Here is a 14,147-nt window from a genome sequence, read left to right on the forward strand (position 1 = left end):
CCACAGGCCCGGTCGGCAACGACCGGGCCTTTCTGCTTTCGGGGGATGTGAACCGTGGATTGGCTGACCAACTACAAAATTCCGGTGGGACGCTGGGCGAGCGACTTCTTCATCCTGCTGCGCGACAATTTCCGCGGGGTGTTCGACACCATGTCGGACGCCGCCGAGGCACTGATCGATGCCCTGCTGTGGATATTGCAGACCCCCCATCCGCTGGTCATCGTCGCCATTTTTGTCGGCATCACCTGGTGGCTGCAGCGCAGCTGGGCCACCTGCCTGATAACGCTGCTGGGCATGCTGTTCATCCTCAACCAGGGCTATTGGGAGCAGACCACCGAGAGCCTGACGCTGGTGATTTCGGCCTGCGCGGTGTGCATGGCCATCGGCGTGCCGATCGGCATCGCCACGGCGCACCGGCCGCGGCTCTACCAGTTCCTGCAGCCGATCCTGGACCTGATGCAGACGCTGCCGACCTTCGTCTACCTGATCCCGGCCATCGTGTTTTTCGGCATCGGCATGGTACCGGGACTCATCGCCACGGTCATCTTCGTGCTGCCGGCGCCGATCCGGATGACGCATCTGGGCATTTCATCGACGCCGCCGGCTCTGCTCGAGGCCGTGGAAGCCTTTGGCGGCACGCCACACCAGAAGCTGTTCAAGGTGGAACTGCCCTTCGCCCTGCCCCAGGTCATGGCGGGCCTCAACCAGACCATCATGCTGTCGCTGTCGATGGTGGTTGTGGCCGCGCTGGTCGGTGCGGACGGGCTGGGGGTGCCGGTGGTGCGGGCACTCAATTCGGTCAATACTGCGCTCGGCTTCGAGAGCGGACTGGTCATCGTGGTCGTGGCCATCGTGCTCGACCGCATGCTGCGCATCCGGAAGGAATAGAGCGATGGACGACGCCGTCATCTTCGACAAGGTCAGTATCGTGTTCGGCGCCAACCCGGCCCTGGCGCTGCCGCTGATGGACGAGGGAAAGACGCGCCAGGAGATCCAGCAAGAGACGCGGCAGATCCTGGGGGTGCATGACTGCTCGCTGAGCGTCAAGAAGGGCGAGATCCTGGTGCTGATGGGCCTGTCGGGTTCGGGCAAATCCACCCTGCTGCGGGCGGTCAACGGGCTCAACCCGGTGGTGCGCGGCGGGGTTACGGTGATTGATGGAAACTGGTCGGCCAATCCGGCATCCTGCACGCGCGAAGAACTGCTGCGGTTGCGGCGCAAGTGCGTCGCGATGGTGTTCCAGCAGTTCGGCCTGTTGCCCTGGCGCAGCGTCCTCGACAATGTGGGCCTCGGCCTTGAGCTCGACGGCATGACGAAATCGCAGCGCGAGGCCAAAGCGCGCGACCAGCTCGAGCTGGTGGGCCTGACCGACTGGGCCGACCGCAATGTGGGCCAGCTGTCGGGCGGCATGCAGCAGCGCGTCGGGCTGGCGCGGGCCTTTGCCACCGAGGCGCCGATCCTGCTGATGGACGAGCCCTTCTCAGCCCTCGATCCGCTCATTCGCTCGCGGCTGCAGGACGAGTTGCTGGAGCTGCAGGCCAAGCTCAAGCGTACCATCATCTTTGTCAGCCATGACCTCGACGAGGCGTTCAAGCTGGGCAATCGCATCGCGCTGATGGAGGGCGGGCGCATCGTGCAGTGCGGCACGCCGCAGGAGATCATCGCCAATCCGGCCGACGATTATGTCGAGGATTTCGTGGCGCATATGAACCCGCTCAATGTACTGCGCGCCATGGACATCATGTCGCCGCCGATCGGTAATGGCGAGAATGCCGTGCCGGCGGACAGTTCCCTGGCGGCGGTCATCGAACAGCTCTCCGCCGGGGCATCGTCGGTGTGCGTGCGCGGGGCCGACGGGCAACTGGTGGGCAGCATCTTCAACGCCAACGTCGTGTCGGCGCTGCGGCGCAAGCCGGCGCGCGACAATGCCGGCGTGCATTGATCGACAGCGCTTAATACAGGTGACCAGCGCATGACCCTTTCGGACCCGCGCGCCCCGCTTACCGCGCTGTTTGCCAGGCTGGGCATCACGCCCATCAGCATCGAGCATCCCCCCGTGCACACCGTGGAGGAGGCCCTGCCCTATTGGTCGGCGCTCGAGGGTGTGCATACCAAGAACCTGATGCTCAAGGGCGCCAAGAGCGGGCTGTGGCTGGTCTGCGTGCCGACCGACCGGCGCCTCGACCTCAAGGCGCTGGCGGCGCAGCTGGGCGCCAAGAAGTTCTCCTTTGCCAGCGCGGAAACGCTCGACGCGGCGCTGGGGGTGGCGCAGGGCTCGGTGAGCCCGCTGGCCCTGATCAACGACATAGATCACGCCGTGCAGCTGGTGCTGGCCGCCGACATGCTGGCGCAGCCCCGCGTCACCATGCATCCGCTGACCAATCTGGCGACGGTGTCGCTGAGCAGCGCCGAGCTGCTGCGGGTGCTGGACGCACTGGGCCACCGGCCGGTAATTGTCGACTTCGATGCGCTGGCGACGCCGGCGGCATGAGGGCTCCGGCGGCCAAGGCCGCCGGAGCACAGGGATCAGCCCTTGACGCCGGCCGAGAGCATGATGGCCTGGGTCACGCGGCGCTGGAAGATCAGGTAGAGCACGGCCACCAGCAAGGCCGCCATCATGGCACCGGCCAGTTCGCGGGCATATTGCACGCCAAAGGCGTCGTTGACCTGGGTGATGCCGACGGCAACGTTCATCATTTCCGGGCGGGACACGGCGAGGAACGGCCAGAGGAAGTTGTTCCAGGCGCCGATGAAGATGACGATGGACAGGGCCGTGGTGACGCCCCAGTTCATCGGCAGATAGATGCGGCTGAAGATGCGCCATTCGCTGGCCGAGTCCATCATGGCGGCTTCGCGATATTCCTTGGGCACGGAGTCAAAGAAGTTCTTGTAGACGATGATCACCACGGGGTGGATCAGCTGGGGCAGGATGACACCCATCCAGGTATTGATCAGCGACAGCTGCGCCATGAGGATGAAGTGGTTGACGATCAGGGCGGTGAGCGGAACCATGAAGCTGGCCAGGATCAGGTACCAGAGCACGGTGCGGCCGGGGAAGCGGAGCTGGGACAGGGCATAGGCGGTGAGCGCGCTGGTGGCCAGGGTGATGGCCGTGACACCCAGCGAGGTCACCATGGAGTTGATGTACCAGCGGCCGATCATGGTGTTGACCATCACATGCCAATAGGCCTCGATCGACCAGGTGCGCGGCAGGAATTCCACCGTGGCGGAAATGACCTGGGATTCCGGCTTGAGCGAGGTGACCACGCCCCAATAGATCGGGAAGGCCCAGAGCAGGGCAAAGATCACCGTGATCGCGGTCAGCAGCAGGCCGCCGATATCGAGCGACCGGCCGGTGCCGAAGCGCGCCGGAGCGGCTGCCGCGGCGCGCGGGGTTTCAAGGACGCTCATTTCTCACCTCGCGCACGCAGGAACTGGAATTGCAGGATGGAAAAGACAATGACGATGACGAACAAGGCCACGGAGATTGCCGCGGCATAGCCGCCCTCGTTCTTCTGGAACGCCTGGCTGTAGATATATTGCACCAGCACCATGGAGGGGTCGGGACGACCGCCCTGCACGAAGAGATAGACCTGATCGAAGATCTTGAGCTGCAGGATCAGCTGGATAGTCAGCACCAAAGCGGTGACCGGCCAGATCAGCGGCCAGGTGATGCGGCGGAAAATGGTCCAGCGATTGGCATTGTCGAGCGCGGCCGCCTCATAGATGTCGGTGGAGATCGACCGCAGCCCGGACAGGAAGAGCAGGATATTGAAGCCGCAGGTCCACCAGATGGTGACGAAGGCCACGGCTGGCATGAACATCCACTGGGTACGGAAGACGGGGGTCTTCTCGCCAAAGATCCAGGTCAGCGGATATTGCATGATGCCGAACTGCAGGTTGAACATCCAGTTCCAGATCCGGTAGACGACCGAAACCGGCAGGATATAGGGCAGGAAGAACATGGCCAGGATGATGCTCTGCTGCCAGCCCTTGAGGCGCGACACCATCATGGCAATGGCCAGGCCGATCAGCGTATTGGGGACCACCGTCAGGGCTACAAAATAAGCGGTGTTGCGCACCGCGGTCCAGAAACGGCGGTCATCGAACATTTCGATGTAGTTTTCCAGCCCGATCCAGCTGCCGGGCCCGATCAGGGGCGCATCGGTGAAGCTGAGATAGACCATCTGCACGGTCGGCCACAGGAACAGCACGCCATAGGTCAGCACGAAGGGAAGAATGAGAAGATAGGCGACCACTACTTCGCGGCGTTGGTTCCTGATCATGGGTGCTCCGACCTTGATGGGGGGTCCGGCGGGGTTAGGCCGCCGGACCAGTTGCGGAAGACTTAGTCAGCCTGGTCCTGCAGGTCGGCCTTCATCTCGTCGATGGCTTCCTGCGCACCCATTTCGCCATTCATGGCGGGGGCGATGTAGTTGGCCACGGCGTCGTAGACGGGCGAAGCCACACCGGCGAGCGTCGACTTGGGATCGAACACGGCGGTATCAGCCAGGACCGAATAGGTCGCATTGGGCTGCATGGTCTTGAACTCTTCGCTCTCGCGGGTCGGCGAATAGGCCGGGATATGACCGGCATTGGCCCAGGCCAGCGAGTTCTTGTTCATCCAGGAGATGACTTCGAGCACGGCGGCCTTCTTTTCTGGGGTCACTTCCTTGCCGGCATTGTTGGGAATGGCAAAGCCATGCGAGTCAGCCCAGGTGGCGGGATGGTCGTAGAAGGTGGGGATAGCGACCGCGCCCCATTCAAAGCCCAGTTCTCCCTTGGCCGCGAGATCGGTCATGGTGGGGACTTCCCACACGCCATTCATGTGCAGCGCAGCATTGCCCGAGGTGAACAGGGCCACGGAGCCTTCATATTCGGTCAGGGCTGGCGCGAGGCCGGCTTCGACCCAGCTGGCCATGGTTTCGACGGCCGCAACTGCCTTGGGAATGCTGTCATCGGGCAGGAAGGTGCCGTCTTCGCCGAGGAAGACGCCGTCCTGCTGGCCGAACAGCGAGTAGAAGACGCGCCATGGCGTGCCGTCACCCGAGGTCTGCAGCGAGAGGGCATATTCCGAACCGCCACGGAGCTTTTCCAGCGCCGCGGTGAAATTGTCGGCGCCATCAAGACCGATCGGCAGGCCGTCTTCGTCGAGCAGGCCGGCTTCAGCCAGCTTGTCCTTGTTGTAATAGAGAATGATGGAATGGATATCGAACGGCACGGCATACTGGATGCCATCGCGCTGACCGGCTTCCCAGTTGGCGGGGGCAAAGGTGTCGGGTCCGAGGCCGACGCCGGCGAGGTCAGCCGGATCGATCGGGGCGAGTGCACCCGATTCGACGCCGAGCGGCACGCGCGACAGATGATAGGTCATGACGTCCGGGCCTTCGCCGATCGCCGCTGAGGTCTGCACCTTGGTGTAGAACGGGGTACCCCATTCCAGCGTGGTGGCCTCGATGGTGATCTTGCCGGCATGTTCGGTATTGAACTGCTCGATCAGCGACTTCATGCGAACGCCGTCGCCGCCGCCCAGAAAGTCCCACCAAACCACATTTTCCTGGGCTTGTGCGGCACCGACCGACAGCAGTGCCGTCGACAGCATTGCAATCTTGAAAAGATTCTTCACGTTATCCTCCCTTGGGGTATACCCCGCCGCCATTCCTCAGGCATTGCCTCCGCTGGCGAAGCAGAAGCGCCATAATCAGAGGCCGGTCTACGGCTCTGAACTCTTCCTCAAGCCAGGTCCAAAGACACGGGCTGATACCGGCTCGACCATCAGCCGCCTTGTCAGGCGACGGCGTGATAGGCCTTGCCGGATTCGTCAAAAACCATGGCCGCGTGGCCATCGAGCGCAATGTGCACCGTCTCGCCCGGCTGGATCAGGCTGACGCCCTTGTCCTCGGCGACCAGGGTGGTGCCATCGGGCAAGCGCGTATAGACCAGCGTGCGCTCGCCGAGCCGTTCGACGACGTCGACCACGCCCTGGATGCCGGTGCCATCATGGGTGATGCGCGCGGCTTCGGCGCGGATGCCGAAGGTGAGGCCGGTCGCCGGCAGGACGGCAAATGGCACCGCGGTCTGCACCGGCGGCTGGCCGGCAAAGGTGAAAGACGCCTGGCCACCCACATCGGCGACCGCGGCAACCGGCACGAAGTTCATCGCCGGCGAACCGACGAAGCTGGCGACAAAGCGGGTGGCCGGACGCGCATAGACTTCCATGGGCGTGCCGATCTGCTCGATCTGGCGGTTGTTCATCACCACGATCCGGGTGGCCAGGGTCATGGCCTCGGTCTGGTCGTGCGTCACGAAGATCATGGTCGCCTTGATGCGGTGGTGCAGCTGGGCCAGTTCCAGCCGGGTGCGCACGCGCAGGCCGGCATCGAGGTTGGACAGCGGTTCATCGAGCAGGAAGGCCTTGGGATCGCGCACGATGGCGCGGCCGATGGCGACCCGCTGGCGCTGTCCGCCGGACAGCTGGGCCGGCTTGCGATCGAGCAGGTGTTCGATTTCGAGCATACGGGCGGCATCGTCGACCCGCTGGGTGATCTCGGCCTTGGGCGTGCCGATGTTCTGCAGGCCGAACGACATGTTGTCGCGCACCGTCATATGCGGATAGAGCGCATAGTTCTGGAACACCATGGCGACGCCGCGTTCGCTGGGCGGCAGCTGATCGACGCGGCGACCGCCAAGATGGATCTCGCCCTCGGTGACCTCCTCGAGGCCGGCAATCATGCGCAGCAAGGTCGACTTGCCGCAGCCCGACGGCCCGAGGAAGACGATGAATTCGCCTGACTCGATGTTCATTGACACCTTGTCCAGGACGTTCACCACGCCAAAGGACTTGCTGACCTGTTTCAGGACGATCTCGGACATGAATTTCCTCTCCCGGCGACGCTGATCGCGCCACTTGCCGCCGGCTCGGGGACGGGCCCCGGCCAGCAGTCATTTGTATTATTTTTCAGATGTATCGCTCGGGCAGTCAATCCCATTCCGCATCATAAAACCGGATAAATATCGCCAAACCCGCTTTTAACTGCCCTGCCCCCGCAAAACCGCCCTTCCCTCAATCGATGGGTGAGCTGTCCTGGGCGGCCAGACGCGCCTTGCGCCGGGCATTGTCGATCTGTTCGTGCGGCAGGGAGGCGGCCGGGAGCGTGGTGATGTCATGGAAGGTGGCAAAGGGCAGCTTGGGCTCGCGACCCGCGGTGAGCAGGCCGTTGACCTCCTGCTCGGTATCGGTGACCTGGGTATAGCAGTAGCCGGCGATATGAGGCATGGCGGCAATGGCGGTGAAGATTTCGCGCAGGCGTTCCTCGAATTCCTGCGGGTCCGCCACGGTGGAATAGCCGTGCCATTTCTCGCCCTGCTTGGGCAGATAGCTCAGCCCGCCAAACTCGGTCAGCATGACCGGGGCATCGCCCAGCTCGCGATCACCCAGGACGATGCGGCGCCGCGCCGGACCCATGCCGGTCAGCATGGCCTCGATATCGGCTTGGTCATGGAAGCGGCTGGCCAGCCCGGCGCCATCGGGGGCGTAGTCGTGCACCGACCAGATATCGCTTTCGACCAGCTCCCAGCCGTCATTGGAAATGACGGGGCGGCTGCTGTCGAGCGCCTTGGTCAGGTGATAGAGCGCGCTGGCATAATGGGCCTGGTCGGGCCGATCGGCGATCTGGGACACACCCCAGCTTTCGTTGAGCGGGACCCAGGCGACGATGCAGGGATGGCTCTTGTCGCGCCGGATGGCCGCCATCCACTCCTTGGACAGGCGCTCGATGGCGGAGCTGGAAAAGGCATAGGCGCTGGGCATTTCTTCCCAAACCAGCAGGCCGAGCACGTCGCACCAGTAAAGGAAGCGCGGATCCTCGATCTTCTGATGGATGCGCACGCCATTGAAGCCCATCTGCTTGATCAGCTCGACCTCGCGGCGCAGCGCGTCCGGGCTTGGCGCGGCCAGATGGGATTGCGGCCAGTAGTTCTGGCCCAGGATCATGCGCAGATAATAGGGCAGCCCGTTGAGCAGGAAACGCTGCGCGCCGACGCCGACGCTGCGCAGGCCCAGATAGGTCTGCACCCGATCGGGGCGCTCGCCGCCCAGCACGACCTCGACATCGACGAGGTTGGGCTTTTCGGGCGTCCAGAGCAGGTAGTCGCGGTGCACGCCATTTTCGAGCTGCGGCACCGGGATGTCGAAGCCGAGCTCGGCGTCGTCGAGCAGCATGGTCTGCTCGGCCAGCAGCTTGCCGCTGGCGCTGAGCCGGATGGTCAGGGTCGTGGCGCTGGCCGGCACGGTGTTGAGGCGGATGTCGCAGCGGACGCGGGCATGGGCGAGATCGGGGACGAGATGGATATCGGTCAGGTGCAGGTCGGGGACCACGCTCAGCCAGACCGGCTGCCAGATGCCGCTGGTGCGATGGTACCAGATGGAATGAGGCGCCTCGAGCCAGTCCTGCTTGCCCCGGGGCATGCGGACATCCTGCGGCTGGTCCTCAGCGCGCAGCACAACCACCTGTTGCCCCTCCGTCAGGGCGTGGGTGACGTCGAGCGCGAACGGCACATGGCCGCCCTCATGGGTGCCGACGCACTGCCCGTTGACCCAGACCGTGGCGGCGTAATCGACGGCACCGAAATTGAGCAGCAGCTTTTCGCCCGACTGCAGCGCGGGCGCGGTGAAGGCGCGGCGATACCAGATGACCGGATGAAAGCCGGTTTCGCGCAGGCCCGAGAGCTCGCTTTCGGGTGGAAAAGGCACCAGGATCTGCCGGTCGAAGACCTCCGGACGCTGCCACCAGTTCGCCGCAACGCCGGCATCGGTATCATCATGGGCAAAGCCCCATGTGCCACAAAGATCGATCCAACCCTCGCGCCGGAATTGCGGATTGGGCGGAAGTGTGGTGTCAGCTTGAGTGATCGGCATCGTTCCTCCGGTTCAGCGCAAGCTCGTTGGTCGAGCTTTTGTCCCGCCTCGCGCCGGACTTGCTAAATTTGTTTAGCAAACTGATACAGGATGACGACCTTGTCAAGGACATCGGAAAGCGGGAGGCAGCGTGAAGAAGCGGGTGAAGATGGTGGACGTGGCGCGCGCCGCCAATGTGTCGCGCACCGCCGTGTCGCTGATTCTCAACCAGGTTCCCGGCATGCGCATTGCCGAGGCCACGCGGCAGCGGGTGCTGCAGGTAGCGCGGGAGTTGGGCTACGACCCCGGTCCGCGGCTGGATGAACTGGGACAGGCGCCACGGCGGCTGTTCGGCGTGCTGATCAACGAAATATCGTCCGCCTATCCGATCGACCTGATCTATGGGCTGCAGGGCTGGGCCAATGCGCAGGGCCTGCAGATCGTCATCCAGGTGTCGGACGGCACGCTCGACCGCGAGCTGGCGGCGCTGGACAATTTCAGCCGGTTCGGCGTCGAGGGCGTCGTCTATGCCAGCAGTTTTTCGGCGATCGCCACCCCGCCCGCAGCACTGACCGGCTTTCGCCATGTGCTGCTCAACTGCCGGCGGGAGGACAGTTCCGGGCTGGCGGTGCTGCCAGCGGAACGGCATGGCGGCGCCCTGGCGACGCAGCATCTGATCGATATCGGCTGCCGGCGCATCGCCACCATTACCGGCGAGCCCTGGCAGTTTGCCAGCAAGGAGCGGCTGGCAGGATACCACCGCACGCTCAACAAGGCAGGGCTCAACCTGGGCAAGGCCTATGAGCGGACCAGCGACTGGGGCCATGCCAGCGGCTATGATGCGGCTCGGGCGCTGTTGGCGCTGGCCGAACCGCCCGACGCCATTTTCGGCCAGAACGACATCATCGTGCGCGGGGTGATGGCGGCAGCGCGGGAGGCGGGACTGCGGGTGCCGGAGGACCTGGCGATCGTGGGTTACGATGACCGCGAATTTGCCAAGGACCTCGAGATCAGCACCGTCACCCTGCCCTATGCGGAGATGGCCGAACGCGCCCTGGGAGAGCTCGCCAGCGACAGGGAGCTGGGCAGCAAGACACTGTTCGTGGCCGGGGAACTGATCACGCGAGCGACGTCGCGCCGACCAATCATTGACTGAGCGAGATCGGGCCGCGCCGCAGGGGTGCCCCTGCAGTTCGGCATGGCAGGGTGGACGAGACGGTCTGGGGCATGCCGACAATTTTGCCACCAGGCGGCGACAGCCCCCCTTGCGCCATGTCGGCGCGCGGCATAAACATGAATTGTGATATAAATCCAGAAAATGGAATTAGTGGGAGGGGCTGTTGAAAGCGTCGGTTATTGCGAACAAGGACTACACGATCTCGAAAGTCGACGATCGTGTCTATGGGGCCTTTCTGGAGCATCTGGGCCGGGCGGTCTATGAGGGCATTTATGAGCCCGACCATGCCACGGCAGACGCCAACGGCATGCGCGGCGACGTCGTGGACCTGGTCAAGAAGCTGGATGTTCCGGTCGTGCGCTATCCGGGCGGCAATTTCGTCTCGGCCTACAACTGGGAAGATGGCGTAGGACCGCGCGAAGACCGCCCGACCCGCCTGGACCTGGCCTGGCACACCTCGGAAAGCAATGCCGTTGGCGTGCATGAATTTGCCGACTGGTGCGCGACGGTGGGCACGCAGATGATGCTGGCCGTCAATCTGGGCTCGCGCGGCGTCGACGAGGCGCGCAACTTCCTCGAATATTGCAACCATCCGGGTGGGACCTATTGGAGCGACCTCCGCATCAAGAATGGCCGCAAGGAACCGTTCAATGTCAGGATGTGGTGCCTGGGCAATGAAATGGACGGACCCTGGCAGGTCGGCCACAAGGATGCCCATGAATATGGCAAGCTGGCCGCCAATACGGCGCGGGCCATGCGCATGTTCGATTCCAAGCTCGAGCTGATCGTCTGCGGCTCGTCCAATTCTGACATGGCGAGCTATCCGGATTGGGAACGCATCGTGCTCGAGCATAGCTATGAGCATGTCGACCATATCAGTCTGCACATGTATTTCGCCAATCGTGACGACAATACGCCGAATTATCTTGGCCTGGCGGAAAAGCTCGACACCTATATCGAGACCGTCGCCGCCACCATCAAGCAGGTGAAGGCCAAGAAGAAGTCCAAGAAGGACGTGTTCATCTCCTTCGACGAGTGGAATGTCTGGTACCATTCCAACAAGAAGGACCGGGAAATCCTGGATGGCAACAGCGGCTGGCCGGAAGCGCCGGGCCTGCTGGAAGACATCTACAATTTCGAAGACGTGCTGATGGTGGGGCTGATCCTGAACACCTTCATCCGGCGCTCCGACGTGGTCAAGATCGCCTGCATCGCGCAGCTGGTCAACGTGATCGCGCCGATCATGACGGAAAAGGGCGGCCCGGCCTGGGCGCAGACCATCTATTATCCGTACTACTTTGCCTCGGTGTTCGGCCGCGGCACGGCGCTGCAGCTGCGTACAAGTTCGCCCGGCTATGAGACGCCCCATGCCAAGGACACGGCCTATGTGGACGTCTCGGGCGTGCATAATGAAGAGGACGGAACGCTCAGCTTCTTCCTGGTCAACCGCCACAGCAGCGACAGCATCGCCACCGAGGTCAACCTGCAGGGCTTTGGCAATGGCACGATCATCGACCACCAGGTGATGACCCATACCAGCCTCAAGGCCGTCAATACGGCGGGCAAGCAGGACGAAGTGGCGCCGCGCAAGGGCGACGGCGCGAAGATCGACGGGGCAACACTGACGGTGACTCTGCCGCCCTATTCCTACCAGATGGTGCGCGTGAAGATCGGCTGATCAATCCCGTCGCCGGGCAGCAAAGGGGTCGCGCCATTGGCGCGGCCCCTGTTTTTTGCGGTAGCGGCGTGGCGGGCTGGGGTGTGATTTGTCGGCACACAGACGCTGATTCCGCCAAACAGCTGTCGCGTTCTGGCAACAAGCGTGCGCGGAAACCGGCGCCACATGACAATCAGACAGCTCTAAAGGGGCTCTGCTAAGCCGTTGCATTTGTTGAAAGAAGTGTGGCTGGGGAACCTGGATTCGAACCAAGATTGATCCCCTACACCCAAAATCCGCTCAGACGCTGATATGTGTTGCATAACATGGGGTTGTTGGTAGGTAGTGTGCTACGATCACCTGCTACGATTGATTCAGAATCAATGGCTCGCAATAGCAACCTGCACCGCCGCAACGGCACCTACTATGCCCGCATATACATACCGAAGGATTTGCAGCCCGCGTTCGAAGGCAAAAGTGAGAAGTGGCAGTCTCTTCGCACGAAAGAACATGGTGAAGCCAAGTCGCGTCTAGCGGCCGTTCTCGACCAGTGGGCCGGCACCTTTGCTGACATGCGTCGACGCAGCGAGCTAACTGACGCGGATATCGCCGTGGCGGTCTATGACCACTACACGGCCAAGCTGGAGGAAGGTGACCGCGAGCGGGCGAGCCGGCCGACCAAGGACGACGTATCGGCTGCATTTGATCGCGCGGTAGCATCGAAGAATACGGACCCGGACGCACAGGGCATCTTCGATGTCATCAACAGTATGACCGACGTCGAAATTCTCGCCGGCAAGGCCGCCTGGGCAGCCAACCGCCGCGCCGCACGCCTCAACCGGCTTCGCGCCGATCTGGTGAACGGCGACACCCGGCTCATCGAAGCCGATGCCGACCGCTTCCAGCTCAAGTATGGGTTCCGCACACCTAAGGGCACTCCAAAATACCGTGACCTTTGCATCAAGCTGATCCGGTCCGACATCGAGGCGCTAGAGCGCTACGCAGAGCGCGACCGTGGGGACTTCACTGGTCAGCCGCAAGACCCGATCATTGTGGAGCCCACAGAACGGCTGCAGGCCGTGGGGGCGTCGCCGGCTGAATCGATCATGGAATTGTTCGCCAAGTATGAGAAGGCGAACCCCAAGAACATGCAGGCAGACTCGTTCAAGCAGGTCCGGCGCGACATGGAGAACTTCAATGCTTTTGTGGGGCCGCGCGTAGCACCGACCAAGATCGACCGGGCCATGGTCGCCGCTTGGATGGACATGCTTTATGAGTATCCGGTCAAGGCTGCTGAAATAAACGCCTTCAAGGGCATGACCCCGCAACAGGCCGTAGCGGCCAACAAGGCCCTGGCGACACCGAGGCCTACCCTGAGCGTCAACACGATCCGCCGCTACATGTCGAGCCTAGGCGGTTTTTGCCTCTGGCTTAAAAAGCGCTCGGTGCTGGCCGAGAACCCGGTGGCCGACATGCTGCCCGAGAAGGACCGCAGTAATGCCCGCGCCAGCTTTACCCCGGACGCCATGCAGTCGCTACTGGCTTCGCCATTGTTCATCGGCTGCGCTGGCGATAGCTGGCAGGACATGACGCTGCCTGGCGCCCACCAGATACGCGACCACCGCTATTGGGTGCCCCTAGTGATGGCATACAGCGGTGCAAGGCCTGGCGAGGTCGCTCAGTTGCAGCTGGCAGATGTTCGCGAGCAACACGGCATGTGGATCATGCACATCACAGAGCTAGGTGAAGGCGACAAACGGACCAAGACTGCCGGCAGCATGCGGGTGGTGCCGCTCCACTCAAAGCTGATCAAGCTCGGCTTCGTTGAGCACTGCAAGGCCATGGAGAAGGCTGGGCACAAGCAGGTCTTCCCCGAGGTCCGGGTCCCGGAGTTCGGGCAGATCATCCCCGAGTTCTCGCGTGAGATGAACCGAACCTATCTGCCGAGGATCGGCCTCAAGACCGACCGCAGCATCGTGGTCTACAGCCTTCGGCACACAGTAGTTGATCGGCTGCGCCTCGCCGGCTTTATGGACGATGAAATCGGCATGATCATCGGTCACGACACGGCTACCATGACCGGGCGCTACGGGACCGAGCAGGAAGGCACATTGAATCGTCGCGCTGAACTGGTGGAGGCGATTGTCTACTGATGTGAGCGATGAAATTGATTCTGCGGTTTTAACTCGATCGGTTAGCAAAAACACATGTGCATCTGCCCCCGTGAGAAAAACCGAGCTGGCTGGTCGCCGCGGTGATGAACACCCTCTGACATCCTGAGGATATCTCTAGCGGCGAACCCCTCTGTTTACTTGGGCCTGATCAAGCAACCGCAACTGCAACTACCGTCGATCCCGAAAGAAGCCGCAGCGTTATTATTTACTCGTGTAGGGTCGCATAATCTGCCGAATTGGCGC

Annotated in this window: 11 protein-coding genes; 6 read left to right on the forward strand and 5 right to left on the reverse strand. The window is 62.6% G+C overall.

The features are described 5' to 3' along the window. Positions 1-54 precede the first annotated feature (54 nt). The 3 genes from choW to AC4NN3_RS06255 are packed head-to-tail and all read left to right on the forward strand — an operon-like array spanning position 55 to position 2,491. Positions 55-888, forward strand: coding sequence for a choline ABC transporter permease subunit (gene choW, locus AC4NN3_RS06245; protein ID WP_491926209.1), 834 nt, complete (start codon positions 55-57; stop codon positions 886-888). Between the two features lie 4 nt (positions 889-892). Further along, positions 893-1,942, forward strand: coding sequence for a choline ABC transporter ATP-binding protein (gene choV, locus AC4NN3_RS06250; protein ID WP_491926210.1), 1,050 nt, complete (start codon positions 893-895; stop codon positions 1,940-1,942). Between the two features lie 30 nt (positions 1,943-1,972). Further along, positions 1,973-2,491, forward strand: coding sequence for a prolyl-tRNA synthetase associated domain-containing protein (locus tag AC4NN3_RS06255; protein ID WP_491926211.1), 519 nt, complete (start codon positions 1,973-1,975; stop codon positions 2,489-2,491). 35 nt (positions 2,492-2,526) lie between these two features. Here the strand turns inward: AC4NN3_RS06255 and AC4NN3_RS06260 are convergent, their stop codons facing one another. From AC4NN3_RS06260 to AC4NN3_RS06280, 5 genes are all read right to left on the reverse strand, one after another. Then, entirely contained in the window at positions 2,527-3,411 is an 885-nt protein-coding gene (locus AC4NN3_RS06260) for a carbohydrate ABC transporter permease (protein ID WP_491926212.1), read from the reverse strand. Then, positions 3,408-4,286 (reverse strand): carbohydrate ABC transporter permease, encoded by an 879-nt coding sequence (locus AC4NN3_RS06265; RefSeq protein ID WP_491926213.1) that lies wholly within the window; start codon positions 4,284-4,286, stop codon positions 3,408-3,410. The genes AC4NN3_RS06260 and AC4NN3_RS06265 overlap by 4 nt, the downstream gene beginning before the upstream one ends. A gap of 62 nt (positions 4,287-4,348) precedes the next feature. After that, positions 4,349-5,626, reverse strand: coding sequence for an extracellular solute-binding protein (locus tag AC4NN3_RS06270; RefSeq protein ID WP_491926214.1), 1,278 nt, complete (start codon positions 5,624-5,626; stop codon positions 4,349-4,351). A 161-nt stretch (positions 5,627-5,787) separates the two neighbouring features. Beyond that, positions 5,788-6,873 carry an ABC transporter ATP-binding protein gene (locus AC4NN3_RS06275; RefSeq protein WP_491926215.1) on the reverse strand — a complete coding sequence of 362 codons (1,086 nt, stop codon included), beginning with the start codon at positions 6,871-6,873 and terminating at the stop codon, positions 5,788-5,790. A gap of 190 nt (positions 6,874-7,063) precedes the next feature. After that, positions 7,064-8,917 (reverse strand): glycoside hydrolase family 2 protein, encoded by a 1,854-nt coding sequence (locus tag AC4NN3_RS06280; protein ID WP_491926216.1) that lies wholly within the window; start codon positions 8,915-8,917, stop codon positions 7,064-7,066. Between the two features lie 130 nt (positions 8,918-9,047). On the opposite strand from AC4NN3_RS06280, the gene AC4NN3_RS06285 reads away from it, so the two are divergent. The 3 genes from AC4NN3_RS06285 (at position 9,048) to AC4NN3_RS06295 (ending at position 13,883) form a co-directional block, all read left to right on the forward strand. After that, positions 9,048-10,052 carry a LacI family DNA-binding transcriptional regulator gene (locus AC4NN3_RS06285; RefSeq protein WP_491926217.1) on the forward strand — a complete coding sequence of 335 codons (1,005 nt, stop codon included), beginning with the start codon at positions 9,048-9,050 and terminating at the stop codon, positions 10,050-10,052. A gap of 184 nt (positions 10,053-10,236) precedes the next feature. Beyond that, entirely contained in the window at positions 10,237-11,751 is a 1,515-nt protein-coding gene (gene arfA / locus AC4NN3_RS06290) for an arabinosylfuranosidase ArfA (RefSeq protein ID WP_491926218.1), read from the forward strand. A 362-nt stretch (positions 11,752-12,113) separates the two neighbouring features. Beyond that, positions 12,114-13,883, forward strand: a complete 1,770-nt coding sequence (locus tag AC4NN3_RS06295) for a DUF6538 domain-containing protein (RefSeq protein WP_491926219.1) — start codon at positions 12,114-12,116, stop codon at positions 13,881-13,883. Positions 13,884-14,147 lie beyond the last annotated feature (264 nt).

This window comes from Devosia sp. MDV22-iso42, from assembly GCF_058629155.1.